The sequence below is a fragment of the Rhizobium sp. WSM409 genome, assembly GCF_057653825.1.
Genome location: NZ_CM172794.1, coordinates 4727183 through 4745621, shown reverse-complemented (window position 1 = coordinate 4745621; position 18439 = coordinate 4727183). Strand labels below are relative to the sequence as shown.

18 protein-coding genes are annotated in these 18439 nt (G+C 61.9%); 11 read left to right on the top strand and 7 right to left on the bottom strand.

The window, feature by feature from the left end; translation table 11 throughout:
* The first annotated feature begins 296 nt into the window (after positions 1-296).
* The 6 genes from AC25BC_RS23220 (at position 297) to AC25BC_RS23195 (ending at position 7423) form a co-directional block, all read left to right on the top strand.
* Positions 297-659 carry a septal ring lytic transglycosylase RlpA family protein gene (locus tag AC25BC_RS23220; RefSeq protein ID WP_012759827.1) on the top strand — a complete coding sequence of 121 codons (363 nt, stop codon included), beginning with the start codon at positions 297-299 and terminating at the stop codon, positions 657-659.
* 144 nt (positions 660-803) lie between these two features.
* A complete protein-coding gene (locus AC25BC_RS23215; RefSeq protein ID WP_012759826.1) occupies positions 804-2093 on the top strand; it encodes an RsmB/NOP family class I SAM-dependent RNA methyltransferase in 1290 nt (429 codons plus the stop codon).
* A 285-nt stretch (positions 2094-2378) separates the two neighbouring features.
* Complete coding sequence (locus AC25BC_RS23210) at positions 2379-3653, top strand: imelysin family protein (protein ID WP_012759825.1); 1275 nt, start codon at positions 2379-2381, stop codon at positions 3651-3653.
* Positions 3654-3700: 47 nt separating this feature from the next.
* Complete coding sequence (locus AC25BC_RS23205; RefSeq protein ID WP_012759824.1) at positions 3701-5239, top strand: di-heme oxidoreductase family protein; 1539 nt, start codon at positions 3701-3703, stop codon at positions 5237-5239.
* Positions 5239-6339, top strand: a complete 1101-nt coding sequence (locus AC25BC_RS23200) for an imelysin family protein (RefSeq protein WP_026157542.1) — start codon at positions 5239-5241, stop codon at positions 6337-6339. The genes AC25BC_RS23205 and AC25BC_RS23200 overlap by 1 nt, the downstream gene beginning before the upstream one ends.
* A gap of 4 nt (positions 6340-6343) precedes the next feature.
* Positions 6344-7423: a DUF1513 domain-containing protein gene (locus AC25BC_RS23195; protein WP_017995778.1), complete on the top strand. Its 1080-nt coding sequence runs from the start codon at positions 6344-6346 to the stop codon at positions 7421-7423.
* Positions 7424-7439: 16 nt separating this feature from the next.
* Here the strand turns inward: AC25BC_RS23195 and AC25BC_RS23190 are convergent, their stop codons facing one another.
* Positions 7440-8516 carry a DUF2252 family protein gene (locus AC25BC_RS23190; protein ID WP_487778530.1) on the bottom strand — a complete coding sequence of 359 codons (1077 nt, stop codon included), beginning with the start codon at positions 8514-8516 and terminating at the stop codon, positions 7440-7442.
* A 266-nt stretch (positions 8517-8782) separates the two neighbouring features.
* Here AC25BC_RS23190 and AC25BC_RS23185 point away from each other — a divergent pair, with 266 nt between their 5' ends.
* From AC25BC_RS23185 to guaA, 3 genes are all read left to right on the top strand, one after another.
* A complete protein-coding gene (locus AC25BC_RS23185) occupies positions 8783-9232 on the top strand; it encodes a PaaI family thioesterase (protein ID WP_003544704.1) in 450 nt (149 codons plus the stop codon).
* Positions 9229-9867, top strand: a complete 639-nt coding sequence (locus AC25BC_RS23180; RefSeq protein ID WP_012759820.1) for a 5'-methylthioadenosine/S-adenosylhomocysteine nucleosidase — start codon at positions 9229-9231, stop codon at positions 9865-9867. The genes AC25BC_RS23185 and AC25BC_RS23180 overlap by 4 nt, the downstream gene beginning before the upstream one ends.
* 92 nt (positions 9868-9959) lie before the next feature.
* On the top strand, positions 9960-11522 hold the full coding sequence (gene guaA, locus AC25BC_RS23175) for a glutamine-hydrolyzing GMP synthase (protein WP_012759819.1): 1563 nt from the start codon (positions 9960-9962) through the stop codon (positions 11520-11522).
* 197 nt (positions 11523-11719) lie between these two features.
* Here guaA and AC25BC_RS23170 read toward each other — a convergent pair whose 3' ends face one another.
* Positions 11720-12319: an NADPH-dependent F420 reductase gene (locus AC25BC_RS23170; RefSeq protein ID WP_012759818.1), complete on the bottom strand. Its 600-nt coding sequence runs from the start codon at positions 12317-12319 to the stop codon at positions 11720-11722.
* A gap of 118 nt (positions 12320-12437) precedes the next feature.
* Entirely contained in the window at positions 12438-13172 is a 735-nt protein-coding gene (locus AC25BC_RS23165; RefSeq protein WP_012759817.1) for an SDR family NAD(P)-dependent oxidoreductase, read from the bottom strand.
* A gap of 263 nt (positions 13173-13435) precedes the next feature.
* Here AC25BC_RS23165 and AC25BC_RS23160 point away from each other — a divergent pair, with 263 nt between their 5' ends.
* The gene (locus tag AC25BC_RS23160; RefSeq protein ID WP_012759816.1) at positions 13436-14332 is read left to right on the top strand and encodes a LysR family transcriptional regulator; all 897 of its coding nucleotides are present in this window, start codon (positions 13436-13438) and stop codon (positions 14330-14332) included.
* 79 nt (positions 14333-14411) lie between these two features.
* Here the strand turns inward: AC25BC_RS23160 and AC25BC_RS23155 are convergent, their stop codons facing one another.
* Entirely contained in the window at positions 14412-14942 is a 531-nt protein-coding gene (locus AC25BC_RS23155; RefSeq protein WP_012759815.1) for a dihydrofolate reductase family protein, read from the bottom strand.
* A 212-nt stretch (positions 14943-15154) separates the two neighbouring features.
* Positions 15155-16036 carry an AraC family transcriptional regulator gene (locus tag AC25BC_RS23150; RefSeq protein WP_012759814.1) on the bottom strand — a complete coding sequence of 294 codons (882 nt, stop codon included), beginning with the start codon at positions 16034-16036 and terminating at the stop codon, positions 15155-15157.
* A gap of 275 nt (positions 16037-16311) precedes the next feature.
* Between AC25BC_RS23150 and AC25BC_RS23145 the strand changes: the two genes are divergently transcribed.
* Positions 16312-16803 carry a GNAT family N-acetyltransferase gene (locus tag AC25BC_RS23145; RefSeq protein WP_041935616.1) on the top strand — a complete coding sequence of 164 codons (492 nt, stop codon included), beginning with the start codon at positions 16312-16314 and terminating at the stop codon, positions 16801-16803.
* Positions 16804-16910: 107 nt separating this feature from the next.
* On the opposite strand, the gene AC25BC_RS23140 is transcribed toward AC25BC_RS23145, so the two are convergent.
* Together AC25BC_RS23140 and AC25BC_RS23135 are read right to left on the bottom strand one after the other, a co-directional pair.
* Positions 16911-17456: a YbhB/YbcL family Raf kinase inhibitor-like protein gene (locus AC25BC_RS23140; RefSeq protein ID WP_012759812.1), complete on the bottom strand. Its 546-nt coding sequence runs from the start codon at positions 17454-17456 to the stop codon at positions 16911-16913.
* A gap of 38 nt (positions 17457-17494) precedes the next feature.
* Positions 17495-18349: a helix-turn-helix domain-containing protein gene (locus AC25BC_RS23135; protein ID WP_128438475.1), complete on the bottom strand. Its 855-nt coding sequence runs from the start codon at positions 18347-18349 to the stop codon at positions 17495-17497.
* Positions 18350-18439: the final 90 nt, after the last annotated feature.

Genomic DNA, 18439 nt, shown 5'->3' with positions numbered 1-18439 from the left:
ATTTGCCCAAATGTGGCAGTAAATATGGCGAAATGGGAAAAATATTTTCTCGATTTTCGTGAACGCCATGGCGTTAACTATCCCTTCGGAAAATTCGTTCGGATTTTAACTGATTTTATTAGGTTTTTTCCACGTTTTGGCGCGGCGCGCATTCCTGGAATCCCGACACCACACTCACGAATGTTACCGACTGTAATATTCCGTGAACAGTAGCGGCACTTTTTCGCCACTTTTTCGCAGATTTAAGCCCCGCCGCCTGCAAGGGCGTGAGTTCAATAGTTGAGGGATACTCTGTTTTGAAGAACATACGTCGTTCTATTGTCGCCGCTGTAACTATTGCAGCCTGTTCTTCCATGCTTCCGGCGGAAGGTTTTGCTGGCAATGGTTGTGGCGGTGCTTCATGGTACGCACTTCGCTCCAAAACTGCTTCCGGGGAACGTATGAACCCTGCCATCTTGACTGCCGCACATCGTTCGCTTGCTTTCGGCACCAAGGTGAAGGTCACCAACCGCAACAATGGCCGCACCGTCGTCGTTCGTATCAACGATCGTGGTCCGTTCATCCGTGGTCGTGTGATCGACCTGTCGCGCGCCGCCGCGCAGAATATCGGCATGGTGAGCTCCGGCACTGCGAAGGTCTGCTACCAGGTCGTCAGCTGAGGCCGCCACTGACTGCGCCGGAAGCGGCGCTTGCTCTTGCCGTCAATCGCGGTTACCACCCGGTTGAGACTTGTGAACAAACGACTGCGTGACACTCGCGTTTGCGCTGATCGTTCACACGCCACGGCAACAGGAGACATGTGAATGCGTCTGGGCGGCCGCCTCGAAGGGGCGATTTCTGTGCTCGCGGACATCGATGCCCGCAAGCGGCCTGTCGCCGACGCGCTGAAGGACTGGGGCCTTGCGCACCGCTTCGCCGGCTCCGGCGATCGTGCTGCGATCGGCAACATCGTCTATGACGCACTGCGCATGCGGCTTTCCCATGCATGGCTGATGGATGACGACAGTCCTGCTGCCATTGCCCATGCCGTCATGTTCCGCCAATGGGGTTTCACACCTGACCGTCTTGCCACTGAGCTGGCGGATGACAAATTTGCGCCGGCGCCGCTTTCAGCCGACGCTGTTGCGGCCTTTCAAAGCCGCTCGCTCGACGATGCGCCGCCGCATATCCGCGGCGATATTCCCGAATGGGTCCAACCCTCCTTCGAACAGGCCTTCGGCGCCGGATGGCTCGCCGAGGCACAGGCGCTCGCCGCCCGCCCGACGCTCGATCTGCGCGCCAACAGCCTCAAGGCGTCCCGCGACAAGGTCGTCAAGGCGCTCGAAAGAGCCAACGCGCATGCTGCGAAGATCGCCCGCTACGGCATCCGGATTGCCGCTGGCGAAGGCGCCTCGCGTCTTCCCAACGTGACAGCCGAGCTTTCGTTCCAGAAAGGCTGGTTCGAAGTTCAGGACGAGGGATCACAGATCGTCGCTGACCTGGTGCTCGCCCATGATGGCGAACAGGTTCTCGACTATTGCGCCGGCGGCGGCGGCAAGACGCTCGCCATGGCCGCGGCCATGCAGAACAAGGGACAGGTTCACGCCTATGACGCCGACCGCAAACGGCTGGCGCCGATCATCGAGCGGCTGAAGCGGGCGGGCACACGCAATGTCCAGGTGCATGACGATGCCAGGGCGCTCGCCGCCCTTGCCGGACGCTGCGACAAGGTGTTAGTCGACGCGCCCTGCACCGGCACCGGCACATGGCGCCGCCGCCCCGATACGAAATGGCGGCTGACGGCGAAGAACCTCGACGAACGCACCGCCCAGCAACAGGACGCGCTGGCGCAGGCGAGCAGCTTCGTCAAATCAGGCGGCGAACTGATCTATGTGACCTGCTCGGTCCTGCCCCAAGAGAACGAGGAACAGGCGCGCCGCTTCACGGCTGACAATCCTGATTTTCAGATCGTCAGTGCCCTGCCTGCCTGGGATCAGCTCTTCGGAAAGGACGCCCCGCGTCCGCACTCTTCCGACGGCCTGTCGGTGACTTTGACCCCCGCTTCCACCGATACAGACGGCTTCTTCTTCTGCCGCATGCAGCGGAAGGGCTGACGCGACTTAGCGGAGGCCTCAGCAACTGCCGGTTTTTCAAGCAAATGCCGTTCAAAAATGACCGGTTAGCCACGCCTGTCCGTTCTTAAAATCATTCCAAACTAGAGTGTTTGACACCAGTTTGCTTTTGCGCGAAGAGACGGAGCCCGATTACAGCGCCGCGCGTCTTATCAGACGCGCAAAGGACGCTGTAACACTTTGAATCGACGCATCGTGCTTTCCGAAAATCGATTCCGATTTTCGGGCCGATGCGGTAGACGGAAAATCCCGTCACAGGAGAGGATCATGAAGCTCAACACATTCCGCGCAGCCGTGCTGGCGATTGCCCCCGCCGCCCTGCTCGCCCTTCCTGCGCATGCCGCGACCGATGCTGCTAGCGTGGTGAAACACTATGCCGACGTGGCGCATGCAAAATACGAAGACTCGCTGACGACGGCCAAGGCGCTCGACGCCGCGATCGACGCCTTCCTGAAGGCGCCGACTGATGCGACGCTCAAGGCCGCCAGGGAGGCCTGGATCAAGGCGCGCGTCCCCTACCAGCAGACGGAAGTCTATCGCTTCGGCAATCCGATCGTCGACGACTGGGAAGGCAAGGTCAATGCGTGGCCGCTCGATGAAGGCCTGATCGACTATGTCGATGCTTCCTACGGCACCGAGAGCGACGAAAATTCTCTCTATGTGGCAAATGTCATCGCCAACAAGACGATCAAGATCGACGGCAAGGATGTCGACGCCTCCAAGCTGACGCCGGAATTCCTCTCCGGCACGCTGGCTGAGGCCGGCGGCATCGAAGCCAATGTCGCGACCGGCTATCACGCCATCGAATTCCTGCTCTGGGGTCAGGATCTGAACGGCACGGGTCCCGGCGCCGGCGACCGTCCGGCAACCGATTACGACCTCAAGAACTGCACGCACGGCAATTGCGACCGCCGCGCCGAATATCTGAAGTCCGCCTCCACGCTGCTCGTTACCGACCTGCAGGAAATGACCGACAACTGGACGCCGGACGGCGCTGCGACGAAGAACGTCGAAGCCGATCCGAAGGCCGGCCTCGTCGCGATCCTGACGGGCATGGGTTCGCTTTCCTACGGCGAGCTTGCCGGCGAGCGCATGAAGCTCGGCCTGCTGCTGCACGATCCCGAGGAAGAGCATGATTGCTTCTCGGACAATACCTACAACTCGCATCTCAACGACGCGATCGGGATCGCTGCTGCCTATACCGGCAACTATACCCGCGTCGACGGCACCAAGCTCAGCGGCCCGTCGCTGCATGATCTGGTGGCCGCCAAGGACAAGGCGCTCGATGCCGAAGTAGAAGGCAAGCTCAACAAGACGCTCGATGCGATGAATGCCATGGCAAAGCGCGGCGAGACCGTCGAGAAGTACGACCAGATGATCGGCGAAGGCAACAAGGAAGGCAATGCCGTCGTTCAGGCCGCCATTGACGGCCTGATCGATCAGACGAAATCGGTGCAGCGCGTTATTGCCGCACTCGATCTCGGTACGGTTCAGCTTGAAGGTTCCGACAGCTTGGATAATCCTAACGCCGTCTTCAAATAAGCAAAAAGGCGGGCCGCTTCGAAAGCCGGAGCGGCCCGGACCCTGAAATGTCGCATGCCCCGGCCCGCCGATTTTTCGCCAGCGTAGCGCTCTGCGCCACGATTGCCGGTTTTTCCGTCAGCATCGCCGCCGGTTTCGATCTGCCGCGGAAACGCACCGACCTCTCCGAGGCCGATCTGAAACGCGTCGCCGCCGTCACCCGACCGACAGCGGATTTCTCCAAGGCCGAACAATACGAAGCCATGCAGGCAGGGGCTACGACCTCGATAGACCCTGTCACCGAAGACAGCTTCTCGCATATTTCGGCCAATATCCCCTTCGAGGAAGAGCAGAATTTCAAGCTCGGCAACGCGCTCTTCCGCAAGCTCTGGGTGTCCGCTCCCTCCTCGACGCAGGCTTCCGATGGTCTCGGGCCGCTGTTCAACGCCCGCTCCTGCATGAGCTGCCATGTCAATGACGGCCGCGGCAAACCACCGGAGGGAGGCCCGAGCGCCACCTCGATGTTCCTGCGGCTTTCCCGCGCCGCCACGACGCCGGAGGAAGAAAAGGCGGTCGCAAGTGCCGATGTCGTCAATTTTCCCGATCCGGTCTACGGCCATCAGCTGCAGGACCTTGCCGTTCCCGGCCTTGCTGCAGAAGGAAAGATGGCGATCAGCTACCAGGAAGAGAGGGTGACGCTCGGCGACGGCGAGACCGTATCGCTGCGCCTGCCGAGTTATGCGGTGACGAACCTCGGTTATGGACCACTCCACCCCGCGACGACGATTTCGCCGCGTGTCGCCTCGGCGATGATCGGCCTCGGACTGATCGAGGCCATTCCCGAGGCCGATATCCTGGCCCATGCCGATCCTGATGATGCCGACGGCGACGGCATCTCCGGCAAGGCAGCAATCGTGCGCGACCACCGCAGCGGCAAGATCGCGCTCGGACGATTCGGCTGGAAGGCACAGAACGCCACGGTGCGCGACCAGAGTGCCGATGCCTTCGCCAACGATATCGGCATCTCGACGCCCGATCACCCGGATGCGCAGGGCGATTGCACCCGGGCCGAAGAGAAATGCCGTGATATGCCAACCGGCGTGCAGAAGCGGCTGGGCGCCGAAGAAGCGCCGGGGCCCATTCTCGACCTCGTCACCTTCTATTCCGGAAATCTTGCCGTTCCGGCGCGGCGCAAGGCGAGTTTCCCCGAGACGCTGCAGGGCAAGCGGATCTTCTACGAAAGCGGCTGTATTTCCTGCCATCTGCCGAAATTCGTCACCCGCCGGGATACGCCGGACAAGGCACAGTCCTTCCAGCTGATCTGGCCCTATTCCGACTTTCTTCTGCACGACATGGGCGACGGGCTTGCCGACGGGCAGCAGGTCGGCCTTGCAAGCGGACGTGAATGGCGCACGCCGCCGCTATGGGGTATAGGACTGACCCGAACTGTCAGCGGACACAGCTTTTTCCTGCATGACGGCCGTGCGCGTGATCTCACCGAAGCGATCCTCTGGCATGGCGGCGAAGCTGAAAAGGCCCGCAACGCTTTCTCCTCCCTGCCGAAAGACGACAGGGCGGCCCTGATTACATTCCTGGAGTCACTTTGATGCGCCTTTGGCACCCCCTGCTCTGCCTTACTCTGATCGGCCTCGCGACATCAGCGGTCGCCCAGACGGCCACTCCCCCGGCAGGGCTGAACGAGGATGCCGTTCCCGCCGTCATGCAGCGCGCCGTCGACGAGGTGATCCGTCCCGGCTATCGCAACATGCAACAATCGGCCGCTCGGCTGACGACGGCGATGAAGGATCTTTGCGCCGACGGCACGCAGCAGACGCTCGACAAGGCGAAGTCCACATTCGACGACACGATCCGCTATTGGTCGATCATCGAGATCGTCCAGACCGGACCTGTTATCCAGGACAATCTATTCGAGCACATCCTGTTTTATCCCGACCGTAAGGGCGTCGGCCTCAAGCAGGTGCAGGCGCTGATCGCCAAGGCCGACCCGAAGGATGCGACCGTTGATGCGATCGCCGGCAAGAGTGTTGCGTTGCAAGGCCTGACGGCGCTGGAATACGTCCTTTATGGCAACGGCTCCGACGATCTCGTCGGGCAGAAGGGCAGTTTCCGCTGCCTTTACGGCGAGGCAGTCGCCGGCAATATCCAGCGTGAGGCCGGCGAAGTCGTCGCCGCCTGGGAAAAGCCCGACGGCGTGCAGGCGAGCTGGAAACATCCAGGCCCGCAGAGCAATGATTTCATGGACAACAAGGAAGCGGTGACCGCGCTGCTCGGCATTCTGGTCCATGGTGCGGAAAATGTCCGCGACCAGCGGCTGGAGCAGTTCTACAAGGGCAAGGACACCGCGCCGCGGCCGCGTATGGCGATCTACTGGCGCTCCAAAAATACCTGGAAATCGATGGCCGCCAATCTGGAGGGCCTGCGCACGCTCTGGCAGAAGGCCGGCATGGCCGAACTTCTGCCGCCGGACAAACAGCCGATCGCCGCCGCGATCGACGAGGACTTCAAATCGCTGCTCGACAGCGTGCCGAAGCTCAATCCCGACATCGATGTCGCCACAAGCGATGCGGAGAAGGCCAAGCTCGATACGCTGCTTGCCGACAGCCGCGACCTGATCACCAGGATCAGCGACGAATATGGCGCGGCGATCGGCCTTTCGGCCGGCTTTTCCTTTTCGGACGGAGACTGAGACGATGATGCAAAGTGCCGCGATCGACCGACGCAGCTTCGTCAAGGCGGCGGGGCTCGGCTTCCTTGCCACCTTGACGCCAAGGTCGCTGATGGCGCTGGAGCGGGCCGATGCGGTCTATGCCTCGGGCATTAGGACAGCCGACGGCTCCTTTGCCATTGCGACCGTGACCGAGCGCGGCGAGATCGTCGATCAGGTGGCGCTTCCCGCCCGCGCCCACGGCATGGCCTTCAGCGCCAGCACCGGCAAGACGGTCGCCTTCGCGCGCCGGCCCGGCACCTATGCGATGATCTTCGATTCCTGGAACAAAAGCGAGCCGATCGTCATCAACTCCAGGGAGGACCGGCATTTCTACGGCCACGGCGCCTTCTCTCCTGACGGCCGTTTGCTCTACGCCAGCGAGAACGACTTCGACGGCAATCGCGGCATGATCGGCCTCTACGACGCCACCGACCGCTTCACCCGCATCGGCGAATTCGAAACCTACGGCATCGGTCCGCACGACATGACCGTGTCCGACGACGGACGCCTGCTGATCGTCGCCAATGGTGGCATCGAGACGCATCCGGATTTTGGCCGCACCAAGCTCAATCTCGGGGAGATGCAGCCGTCGCTGGTGCTGATCGATGCGGCGACCGGGGCGCTAGTCGAAAAACATGTGCTGCCGGCGGAATGGGCAGAACTCTCCACCCGCCATGTCGATCTCGATAGCGCGGGCCGCATCTGGTTCGCCTGCCAGTATGAAGGCCACCGCAAGGATTTGCCGCCGCTTGTCGGCCATTTCGCCAAGGGGGAAGATCTTTCCTTCATCGACCTGCCGGAGGAGACGACGCGCAGGCTTGCCAATTACGTCGGGGCGATCGCCGTCAATCGCAGCGAAGGTCTCGTCGGCATCACCTCGCCGAAGGGCGGCGCCTCGGTGACCATCGACGCAAGGACGGGCAAGATGCTGACTGAGACTTCCATTCCGGATGCGGCGGGCATCGCCCCGGCCAGAAGCGGCTTTGCCGTCTCCTCCTATGACGGCGATTTCCTGTCGACCCGCAGTGACGTCGCCTGGGATCAGCACATCGTGCGGATCTAATCACGGAAGCAGAGTTTTAGCTGGCACGCGAATAGGCTTTCTGCTCGGCGCTGACGCTCGATGCCGCGGCCCTTGCCGCCTCATGCAGCCATTCGTTTCCCCGCGCCGCCAAATCCTTCAGGATCGCCGCAACGGCCGCCGCATCGTCGGAATGGCAATTGGCGATCTCGAAGCCCATCAGTTCGAGCATCGTCGGCGAAAGCAGGATCTCGGGATGCCGGTCGACTTCGACCTTGCAGCTGTTCGGTGAGAGCCGGCGCACGAGGATGCGGCCGGAGACCCGGTAGTGCGGATCGGCTGAGCGCGCCCGCCCGTTGGCGATCTCTTCCGCATGGATCGCCATGTCCTGCGGGTTGTGGCGAAGCGACCAGGCGGACGGCAGCAGCGCCTTCGCCTCGCGCAGCACCGGCCCACCCTGCCATTCGGCATAGGCGACGAAACGCAGCCGACCGAGACTGCCGGTGCCGCCGCTGCGCGGCTTCGGCACGAAGGGTCCTGCCCCGGACGGCAGCGCGTCTGCGAGCGCCTTGGTGTAGGCTGATGGTGGCGGCTTGCTGCCGGGAAGCAACATATCGTATTTCTCCCAGAATTCTCGGCGTTCGGAATTCGGCAGCAGCAGCGCCTTGCGCAGCCATTTGTGGTCGCGCTCGAGGATGACGGGCAACGGATTTTCAAGGCCCCGGCGATAGCCGCTCAAGATCAATTCGCCGATCATGCGAACCGAGGGACCGTCGTCGCCGCGGGCCAGGACAGCGCTTGCCGCAAGGCGAACGAGATCAAATGCATAGGGCATCACCGCCGCGTCGTCGAAATCATTGACACCCCAGACGAGCCGGCCCTCGATATCGCGCCAGGTACCGAAATTCTCCAGATGCGTATCGCCGATCGCCAATATCTCAGGCGCGCCTTTAAGTTCCGGGCAGATATCGAGGATGATCTCGCACCAGCGCCAGTAGGTGGCGCGCAGGAAGACGAAATCGCCACTTCGCATCTTCTCGTGCTTTTCCCGGAGATCGTCCTTGACGAGATCGTCGCCGAGTTCGACGGCCAGCCAGGTCTCGAAATTGCGGACCGATTGCGATATCGTCGTCATGCCGGCACTCCATCATTTCGCGACGCGTGCGGAGAATACGCGCGCCGCGCGAAGCTGCAATCGTCTTCGCATCGGATCGCCACGATCCAGCGGTATTGGCCAGCGGTACTGACCAGCTGTATCGGCTTGCACGGCGACGGAAAGGTGAAAGGTTGCCTCGGCGACACGGTCCCGGGTTTCCATCGCCGCCCGGACCGATTTCAGCAATGTCCAGCTTGTCGAATGCGGCGCGCCATGCCAATTTCGCGGCTGCAAGAGGGGCAGACATGAGCGAGACTGACAGGGGCGATTTCCGCGCGCGAATCCGCCGTAATTTTGCGCGGCAGGCGGCGATGGAAACGATCGGCGCGGAGCTGACGCGCGTCGAGCACGGCGTCGTGGAGATCGAGCTACCCTTCGACGTCAAACTGACACAGCAGCACGGCATCCTGCATGCGGGCATCATTTCCGCAGCGCTCGATTCGGCCTGCGGCTTTGCCGCCTATAGCGTCATCGACCCGGAAGCCTCGATCCTGACGATCGAGTTCAAGGTCAATCTCATGTCGCCGGGGCGGGGCGATCGTTTCCTGTTTCGCGGGGAAATCACCAAACCCGGCTCCACCATCATCGTCGCCGACGGACGAGGCTACGCGATCAGCGACGGGCCGGCGAAACTCATCGCCTCCATGACCGGAACGATGATGGTGATCCGCGGTAGAGAGGGCATTACGGGATGAAGTTCGAACTGAAATCGGTCGCGGGGAAATCCATCCTTTTCGTCATGGCGGCGGAGGCCGAATACGGCCCCTTCCTGCGTTCGCGCATCGAACCTTTGATGACCGGCGTCGGCCCGGTCGAGGCAGCCATCGCGCTGAGCAAGACATTGGCGCGGCTGGATGCCGTCGACGACCTGCCCGATCTCGTCGTGTCTCTCGGCTCGGCCGGTTCGGCGAAACTGGAGCAGACCGAAATCTATCAGGTGACTTCGGTTTCCTACCGCGACATGGACGCTTCGCCGCTCGGCTTCGAAAAGGGCAAGACACCCTTCCTCGACCTGCCAGCAACGCTCGATCTGCCGCTGCGCATTCCCGGCATTGCCGAAGCAAGTCTTTCCACCGGCGGCAACATCATCTCGGGCGCCGCCTATACCGGCATCGACGCCGACATGGTCGACATGGAGACCTATGCGGTGCTGCGCGCCTGCCAGGGCTACAAGCTGCCGCTGATCGGCCTTCGCGGCATTTCCGACGGCGCCGTCGAGCTGCAGCATATTTCGGGCTGGACCGAATATCTGCACATCGTCGACCGCAAGCTCTCCTACGGCGTCGACAGCCTGTTCACGGCGCTGGAGGATGGGGTTTTCTGGTTCTGAGCCTCTGAATACGGGACAATTGGAACAATAAAAACCCGATGCCGCCGATTTCCCGGATTGCCAGGCGAGGCGCTTTTCATTAAAGCCTCGCCATGACCCAGACAGCACATCCCGACTCCGTTCTCATCGTCGATTTCGGCAGCCAGGTGACCCAGCTCATCGCACGACGCGTGCGCGAGGCCGGTGTCTATTGCGAGATCGTTCCCTTCCAATCGGCCGAAGAGGGCTTCCACCGCCTGCAGCCGAAGGCCGTGATCCTGTCCGGCAGCCCGGCTTCCACGGTGGACGAGGGATCGCCGCGAGCGCCTAACATCATCTTCGAGAGCGGCCTGCCGGTGTTCGGCATCTGCTACGGCCAGCAGACGATGTGCATGCAGCTCGGCGGCAAGGTCGAGAGCGGCCATCACCGCGAATTCGGCCGCGCCTTCCTCGAGGTCGACAGGGACTGCCAGCTGTTCGAGGGCCTCTGGTCCTCCGGCTCGCGCCACCAAGTCTGGATGAGCCATGGCGACCGCGTCACCGCGCTGCCGGATGGTTTCGAGGTGGTCGCCACCTCCTCCAACGCACCCTATGCCTTCATCGCCGACGAGAAGCGCAAATATTACGGCGTGCAGTTCCACCCCGAGGTCGTGCATACGCCTGATGGCGCCAAGCTGATCGGCAACTTCATTCACAATATTGCCGGCCTCAAGGGCGACTGGTCGATGTCAGCCTATCGCCAGAAGGCGGTCGAGCAGATCCGCGAACAGGTGGGCGACAAGCGCGTCATCTGCGCGCTTTCGGGCGGCGTCGACAGTTCCGTCGCAGCGCTGTTGATCCACGAGGCCGTCGGCGACCAGCTGACCTGCATCCTCGTCGACCACGGGCTGATGCGCAAGGACGAGGCGGCCGGCGTCGTCGCCATGTTCCGCGAGCACTACAATCTGCACCTGTTGCACGTCGATGCGGCCGATCGCTTCATCGGCGAACTCGAGGGTGTCAGCGACCCGGAAACCAAGCGCAAGATCATCGGCCGGCTGTTCATCGAGACCTTCGAGGAAGAGGCAAAGAAGCTCGGCGGCGCCGACTTCCTCGGCCAGGGCACGCTTTATCCCGACGTGATCGAGAGCGTTTCCTTCACCGGCGGCCCGTCGGTGACGATCAAGTCGCACCACAATGTCGGCGGTCTGCCGGAGCGCATGAAGATGCAGCTCGTCGAGCCGCTGCGCGAGCTCTTCAAGGACGAGGTGCGCGCACTCGGCCGCGAACTCGGCTTGCCCGACAGCTTCATCGGCCGTCACCCCTTCCCAGGCCCGGGCCTGGCGATCCGTTGCCCCGGCGGCATCACCCGCGAAAAGCTGGAGATCCTGCGCGAGGCCGATGCGATCTATCTCGACGAAATCCGTAAGGCCGGCCTCTACGACGCCATCTGGCAGGCCTTCGCCGTGCTGCTCCCCGTCCAGACCGTCGGCGTCATGGGCGATGGGCGCACCTACGAATTCGTCTGTGCGCTGCGCGCCGTCACCTCCGTCGACGGCATGACGGCGGACTTCTACCACTACGACATGGAATTCCTCGGCCGCGCCGCCACCCGCATCATCAACGAAGTGCGCGGCATCAACCGCGTGGTTTATGATGTGACGAGCAAGCCGCCCGGCACGATCGAGTGGGAGTGAGGGGAGTACCGCCGTCGGGCCCACCCCAACCTTCACGACTTTGTGGCCTTCAAATATTCGGTCGCGCGCTGCTCGAAGATGTTAGAGCGCCGTGAGTCCTTTCGGACGCACTGAAGGACGCTCTAACACTTTGAATCTACGCATCGTGCTAGCGCGCGCGACCAGTTCTCGGCGTCGATCACACGATCATAGATCGATTACTGCTCCTTCTTGAACAAATCCTGGAAGATGAGCTGGCCCCAAGTGCGGCCGCGTGCGTGCACCAGCGCGCCACCCTCGTTGAGCTTTCCCAGCTCGACGGGTGCGAACCCCAGTTGTTTGGCCAAATCCGCCACGGGAGCGATCGCGTCCTCGTCGTCGCTCGACAGAAAGACGACCCGGTGCCCGCCCTCGACGATCGGATCGGCAGCCAGGGTGGCCGCAATCAGGTGATTGAACCCTTTCACGAACTTGGCGCCGGTGAACGATTTCGCGACGAAGGCGGAGGACGGGAGGCCGTCCAGCTCTTCGGGGACGGGAAATGCGTTCGTCGCATCGATGACCGTCTTGCCTTTCCAGCTCGGCAGGGCATTCGCAACCTCGCGATGCTCGCCGAACGGGACTGCCAGGATGATCGTGTCGGCCTCGAGTGCATCCCGCAGCGACCTGGCGACGACCGTGGGTCCAATCGCCCGAGCCTGCGGCGCCAACACCTCGGACGGCCGGCGGCTCGCGACGGTCACGGCGATGTTTTTACGGGCGAAGGCGTGGGCGAGGGCCTGGCCTATCTTGCCGAATCCTACAATTGCGTAGCTCATAATGCTTCTCCGATATTGTGTTGATATTGATTTCCCGACCCTTAGCGGCGCTGGGTTATCTGCCGAGCCCTACAGAGCTCCGAATAATCGAATGGAGCGCCCGGCCGGGTGCAGCGCGTCACAGTTGCGCCAGGCCGCCGTCGACGGCGATCTCGCTGGCGGTCATGAAGCTGCTGTCCGACGACGCCAGAAAGGCGGCCACCGCCCCGATCTCCTCCGGATCGGCCATACGCTGGAGCGGCGTCATCGCGCCGTAGGCCTTCTGGCCTTCCTCGCCCAGCGCCTCTTTCGCGAGTTCTGTCGCCGTCGCCCCGGGTGACAGCACGTTGACCCGGATGCCGGTGCCCTTCAGGTCCTCAGCCCAGGTCCGCGCGAGGTTGCGCACTGCCGCCTTGCTTGCGCTGTAGGCCGTAAATCCCGGTGCGCCCGTGGTGCCGGCGCTCGATCCGGTCAGGATGATCGAACCGCCTGAGCCCATCAGCGGCAGCGCCTTCTGGACCGTGAAGATCGTGCCCTTCACATTGGTGTCGAAGGTCTCATCGATGTGCTCGGCGGTGATATTGCCGAGCGGAAGCGGGCTTCCGGCCCCGGCATTGGCAAAGACGATGTCGAGCGTTCCGCGCTCTGCCTTCACCGCGGTGTAAAGCCGATCAAGGTCGGCCTCATCCGAGACCGAGCCCTTTACCGCCCGCGCATTGGCCCCGAGGTCCGCCACAGCGGCGTCAAGCGCCTCCTGCCGGCGGCCGAAGATGAAGACGAAAGCGCCCTCCTCGATGAAGCGCTTGGCTGCGGCGCGGCCGATGCCCGTAGCGCCGCCGGTGATCACGGCGGTCTTTCCATTCAGTCTGTTCATGTCATGCATCCTTTGGTCGTTCGGGGACGCCCCCGAGAGCCTCAAAATAGGTTCGCCAAAGTCAGGCGTTGAGTGCGGAAGCGCGCACATCGGTGGTGCAAAATCGATCCGGCCGGACGACTGACGCCAGCCGCGACGATCGGTGTGCGCCGTTTGGAATCGGGCCGTCCTTGCCTACATAGGCTATGATGACCGCCCGCACTGCTGTACGACGCGTTAGATACTGGCTTGGGAAGGCGCACCGCGCGGTGCCGGATTGCACCATGATTGACTGGGATGACATTCGCTACTTTCTGGCCGTGGCGCGCGGAGGCTCGGTGCGGGCTGCCGCCAAGGGCCTCGGAGTGAATCACGCGACCGTGCTGCGACGCATCGCACAGCTCGAGGAACGCCTCGGGGCGCAGATGTTCGAAAAGCTGCCTTCGGGCTACCGCCTGACGGCTGCGGGCGAGGAGGTCCTCGAGCTCGCGAACCAGATGGAAGCGTCGTCGCACGAACTGGAGACGCGCGTCTTCGGGCGCGACCAGAGCGTGCGCGGGCTTCTGCGGGTGACGTTGGCTCCGCCCCTCGCGACACACCTGCTCATGCCTGACTTCGCCGATTTCGCGCGTCTGCATCCTGATATCGAGATGGAAATCGTGTCGTCCGGCGAGCTGGCAAATCTGACCAACCGAGAGGCCGATGTGGCGATCCGCGTCGTTTACGACCGCAAAACCCTGCCGCTCAATCTTCACGGCCTGAAGGGACCGGATATATTCGGCGGCGTCTACATGTCCTGCGATCGACTAGCCGCTTGGCGTGCGGGTGCGCCTGATCCGATCCGGTGGATCGTCATAAGCATTCATGGAATTCCGGATTGGGCCAGCGAGGGTGAGATTCGCACCACGGGGGTTCCATTCAGGACCACGGACGGCGAGGCGCAGATCGTTGCTGTACGGCAAGGGCTCGGGATCACGACACTGCCCTGCTTCGTCGGAGATGCCGACCCCCTATTGGTGAGGGTGCCGGGCACCGACCTGCACATGTACGGAACGCTCTGGCTTCTCACACAAGGGGAGACACGCAAGACGAAGCGCGTGCGGCTCTTCACGGAGTTCGTATCCCGCAGGCTCTCCGCATACGCTCCGCTTCTCGCGGGGCTGCCCATATCCCGCGACTGACGCCCGGCAGGTCGCCGGCGACGCTTGCCGTCATCCGGTCGGAAGCCGAGCTGCGATTTCCATCTAGCGAGTCCCGAGATCAAGCCGGAACGTAGGTCAACCTGATCACATCCTCGCCAATCCGGTCATGAGCCATCAGGTGGAGCGGCGGCCGGGGTCCGGCGAAATATGGCTTGCCGTGACCGAGCACGACTGGGTGCAGGTAGATTCGATACTCATCGATCAGGCCAAGTTCGGTCAGGCTTTGCGCCAAATTGGGGCCGGCAACTTCGATCTCGCCGTCGCGTTCCGCCTTCAGTTCGCGGATCGCGGCCTCAAGATCTTCCCCAACAAGCGTGGCCTTGGGACCGACCGACGCCAATGAGCGCGAGACGACCCATTTCGGTTGGCTCCGCCACGCCGTCGCGAAAGCCTGTCGCTCTGCATCCCATTCAGGATGTTCGTCGTCCCAGTAGCGCATGACCTCATACATCTGACGACCGTACACACTACCCGCCTGCCGCTGAGCCTCTTCGATGAAGTGGCGGAAGAGTGTCGGGCTTGGCGCAAACGCCATATGATCGACGTAGCCGTCCAGGGACTGGTTCATTCCGAACACAAGCTTAGCCATCTTCACTTCCTTTCCTAAAACGGCATATCCGCGCGCAGACCTGCTTGCATTATGCAATCGGTTGGAAGTTAGCTCAACTGGTTTTATTTCGTAATTGGTTTTTGAAGTGCACAGCGATCCGCGATCCGATGGCCGCCAACCGGCCGGCCTGAGGTGGACAACGACCTGTCCACCTCATGCTATCAGCATAGACAAGCCGCCGTCAGAGGACGCTATTTCAGCGGCAGAAACAGCTCCGCCACCGCCTCATGCTCCGCCACCTCCGGGAAGAAGCTCAGCCGTTGGCAATAGATCGGGAAGTTGCGTGCTTCCTCGCCGCTGGCCGGAAGCCATTCGCGATAAAGGTAGAGCGCGGCGGGCTCCAGATTGTCGGTGTTGCCGACGACACGCAGCACCGCGCAGCGCCCGCCGGGGATCTCGCCGGCTTTGATCTCTTCGCCGTTCGCCTCGATTGGTTGGCTGATCCCGACACAAAGGTCGACGCTATAATCGGCAGGCGACTGAGGACGCCGCTCGGAGCGCCAGACGTTGAAGGTCGGACTTGTCCTGGGGTGCAGGCCAGCGGCCTTGCGCCAGGCGATGAACCGCTGGATGGTGGCGCCGAGCGACGCAGGGTCGCCCCGATGCTCCATGATCGCCACCGGCGTGGCAGGCACATTGCGAATTATCACGTCTTCAGCGATGAAAGTCTTCTGCATGAGCTTGCTCCTTGCATTGTCGAGAGGCCCGAAGGCGGCAAGCCACGGCTCCCATTCGGGAGATTTCCGGAACGACGAAGGCGATTGCCCGAACCGTTGCCGAAAGGCGCGGGCAAAGGCATCCGGTGCGTCGTAACCGGCATCCATCGCTATATCGGTGACGCGTTCTTCGTCCCTGTAAGCCAGCCGGTATGAAGCGCGCTTCATGCGGGCAAGCTGGATATAGCGATACACTGACAATCCGAAGGTCGCCGTGAACTGCCGGTGGAAATGAAATTTCGAGAAGGCTGCGACACTGCTCAAAACGTCAAGATCGAGATCGTCATCGAGGTGCCGGTCGACATAATCCAGCACTCGCTGCATCCGCTCATGATAGTTCCGAAGCGCTGCGGTCATTCGTCTTGGTCTCCGTGGCAGCTCAAACTAGATCCCTCAGGCAACGCAGCGCTCGACCGATCTTGCGGTTAGCCGGTGCCGCCCGATCGGAGCATCTTGCGATCCTCGCCTGGCACTGTTATTCGCATTTCCGTCTTAGAGGAGAATGCCTTTGTTTGCCGTCGCAACGATCCAGAACTCACCGGCTGCGGCGGTAGGGATAGAGGCGCTCGGCATCGTGACCGAGAGCTGATCCTCGCTCTATCGCTCGGCCTTTCGCGCGCCAATGCCGGCGCATGTCTAATGTCGAGAAGACTATGATTATCGAACTAACATCTCATGATTTTGACGCGCTGCTGAAGGGCATCGCCCCTGCTCATCTGCGCCTTGTCCAAGACAGCGCCATTGCACCTCCTGAAGTCCTGGCGATGTTGAGCCGCCTCGCCGCTGACATCGGCGCGGAATTTTCACCGTCGGCCTGGATGATCGTGGAGGATGACGAGATCGTCGGCCTTTGCTCTGTCATCAAGGTTCCGCGGGATGGCAATATCCATATCGGCTATGGGGTTGCGCCTTCCCGCCAAAGCCGTGGATGCGCCACGCGGGCGATAGGGCAGTTGCTTCAGTGGGCGCGGAACGACCATCGCGTGGCCTTAGTCTCTGCGGAGACCGGGGTCGACAACATCACGTCCCGGCGCGTTCTTGGACGCAATGGCTTTATCCGTATCGGCGAGCGTGTCGATGCCGAAGACGGTCCGTTGATCTGCTGGGAAGCAATGACCGTCTAGGTTTGCAGACCAGGGAAGCCCCAGACCGGAAACGACCGGCCAAGGTTCAATTACCTCGGCCGGCCGTTGTCATGAGGGGAATGACGACTGCGGATCCGAAGCCGGCTTCAGCGGCCGTAGGTCACCTCGACGGAGGCCTTGGCGAGCGTATTGGCCCTGACATAGAAGCCAACCATGGCAGCCGGGGCGGTCTCAGGAAGCGGGAGCTTGTCCACCGAGAGCGCATAGACGGTGAACTTGTAGTGGTGCGGCTGATCGCCGGCCGGCGGGCATGCGCCGCCATATCCGGACATGCCAAAATCCGTGTGACCTTCGACGGCGCCTGCCGGAAGCTTTTTGTCACCGCTGGCGCCGGTGGCAATCTCCGAGGCATTTGCGGGAATGTTGAACACCGACCAATGCCACCAGCCCGAGCCTGTGGGAGCATCCGGATCGTAAGCCATGATGGCGAAGCTCTTGGTCGCCTCAGGCGCACCCGACCAGGTCAGCTCCGGCGAGATGTTCTTGCCGGCGCAGCCGAAGCCGTTGAAGATCTGCGCGTCGGCCATGGACTTGCTGGCGACCAGATCCTTCGAGGTGAGCTTCATTTCGGCCTGTGCGGCCGTCGCGCCGAAGACGGACGTAGCGAGAAGTACTGCTGTGATGAAACGCATGCTGTTTTCCTGCGGTTGATAATGCCGGAAAACTATCGTCACCGCGCAAGCGCATCTGCCCCGCTACGCTCAACTTCTGCCCCGATCCGCTCAAAACGCTCAGAGCCACCCCGGACATGGCGCGGATTGACGCCGAACCGCTCTTTGAAACGCGCCGCGAATTGAGAAGGAGAGTCGTAACCGACCTCAAGCGCAATCTGCGCCATCGGCAGGGTTGTGGTTTGAATGAGGCCCAAGGCGCGGTTCATTCTTGTATCGCTCAAGATCTCAGTAAAGCCGGTACTTTCGGCGGCGAGCTTCCGCCTCAGCGTCGCTTCACTCATGTTGAACGAGCGCGCCGCGTGCCCCAGCGTCCAATCAAAGGCCGTATCGCTTTCAATCATCTGCCGCAGCCGGTCCTCGAGCCGAGGACTTTGGCATTGGCCCAGCACCGCTCCGCCGAGCGCAAACCAAGTGATGAGTTCGAGCAACCGCGCCTTGGCAATGGCGCCGGGAAGCCTCGTCAGATTGCCGGGCTGACAGCAATAGTCAAACAATGCCGCAGCTTCTTCCGGCAGGTCCGAGGTGACTGCCGGGACAGGCCTTGATGGGACGGCAATCGACCCCATCCTGCTGTAGGCTTCCTCGAACAGCTGTCGCGGAACGGGAAGCGCCAGGGTCTGATACTTCTGCGGCGCCTTGGGAATGTTCTCCATCGTCAACGGTCGATAGTCGGGCAGCAAGCCATAAGCGCCGGCTTCGAGGCGCAAAGCCTTATCATCGGCCATGACGATCTTGGTTCCCGACTGCACCTGTATCAACAAGGGGCTCGTATTGACGAGACGATAAAAACAGGCCCGCCCACCCTGACGGATCAAAGCCCTGGCCGGAACAGGAAAGACGTCGTCGAGCATATGTTCTCCGCAAAAGGATGGAAGCGCGGCGAGCGGTGGCGTCTATAGAGCGCGCGCCGCCTCGCTGGCCTCTATCATCGGGAATATCAA

Bases quoted from the DNA above. Each gene is read 5' to 3' on its own strand.
- AC25BC_RS23140 (WP_012759812.1), bottom strand. From the start codon at position 17,456: ATGCGTTTCATCACAGCAGTACTTCTCGCTACGTCCGTCTTCGGCGCG.
- AC25BC_RS23160 (WP_012759816.1), top strand. From the start codon at position 13,436: ATGATTGACTGGGATGACATTCGCTACTTTCTGGCCGTGGCGCGCGGA.
- AC25BC_RS23200 (WP_026157542.1), top strand. From the start codon at position 5,239: ATGCGCCTTTGGCACCCCCTGCTCTGCCTTACTCTGATCGGCCTCGCG.
- AC25BC_RS23145 (WP_041935616.1), top strand. From the start codon at position 16,312: ATGTCTAATGTCGAGAAGACTATGATTATCGAACTAACATCTCATGAT.
- AC25BC_RS23155 (WP_012759815.1), bottom strand. From the start codon at position 14,942: ATGGCTAAGCTTGTGTTCGGAATGAACCAGTCCCTGGACGGCTACGTC.
- AC25BC_RS23180 (WP_012759820.1), top strand. From the start codon at position 9,229: ATGAAGTTCGAACTGAAATCGGTCGCGGGGAAATCCATCCTTTTCGTC.
- AC25BC_RS23135 (WP_128438475.1), bottom strand. From the start codon at position 18,349: ATGCTCGACGACGTCTTTCCTGTTCCGGCCAGGGCTTTGATCCGTCAG.
- AC25BC_RS23190 (WP_487778530.1), bottom strand. From the start codon at position 8,516: ATGACGACGATATCGCAATCGGTCCGCAATTTCGAGACCTGGCTGGCC.
- AC25BC_RS23205 (WP_012759824.1), top strand. From the start codon at position 3,701: ATGTCGCATGCCCCGGCCCGCCGATTTTTCGCCAGCGTAGCGCTCTGC.
- AC25BC_RS23210 (WP_012759825.1), top strand. From the start codon at position 2,379: ATGAAGCTCAACACATTCCGCGCAGCCGTGCTGGCGATTGCCCCCGCC.
- AC25BC_RS23215 (WP_012759826.1), top strand. From the start codon at position 804: ATGCGTCTGGGCGGCCGCCTCGAAGGGGCGATTTCTGTGCTCGCGGAC.
- AC25BC_RS23150 (WP_012759814.1), bottom strand. From the start codon at position 16,036: ATGACCGCAGCGCTTCGGAACTATCATGAGCGGATGCAGCGAGTGCTG.
- AC25BC_RS23165 (WP_012759817.1), bottom strand. From the start codon at position 13,172: ATGAACAGACTGAATGGAAAGACCGCCGTGATCACCGGCGGCGCTACG.
- guaA (WP_012759819.1), top strand. From the start codon at position 9,960: ATGACCCAGACAGCACATCCCGACTCCGTTCTCATCGTCGATTTCGGC.
- AC25BC_RS23195 (WP_017995778.1), top strand. From the start codon at position 6,344: ATGATGCAAAGTGCCGCGATCGACCGACGCAGCTTCGTCAAGGCGGCG.
- AC25BC_RS23170 (WP_012759818.1), bottom strand. From the start codon at position 12,319: ATGAGCTACGCAATTGTAGGATTCGGCAAGATAGGCCAGGCCCTCGCC.
- AC25BC_RS23185 (WP_003544704.1), top strand. From the start codon at position 8,783: ATGAGCGAGACTGACAGGGGCGATTTCCGCGCGCGAATCCGCCGTAAT.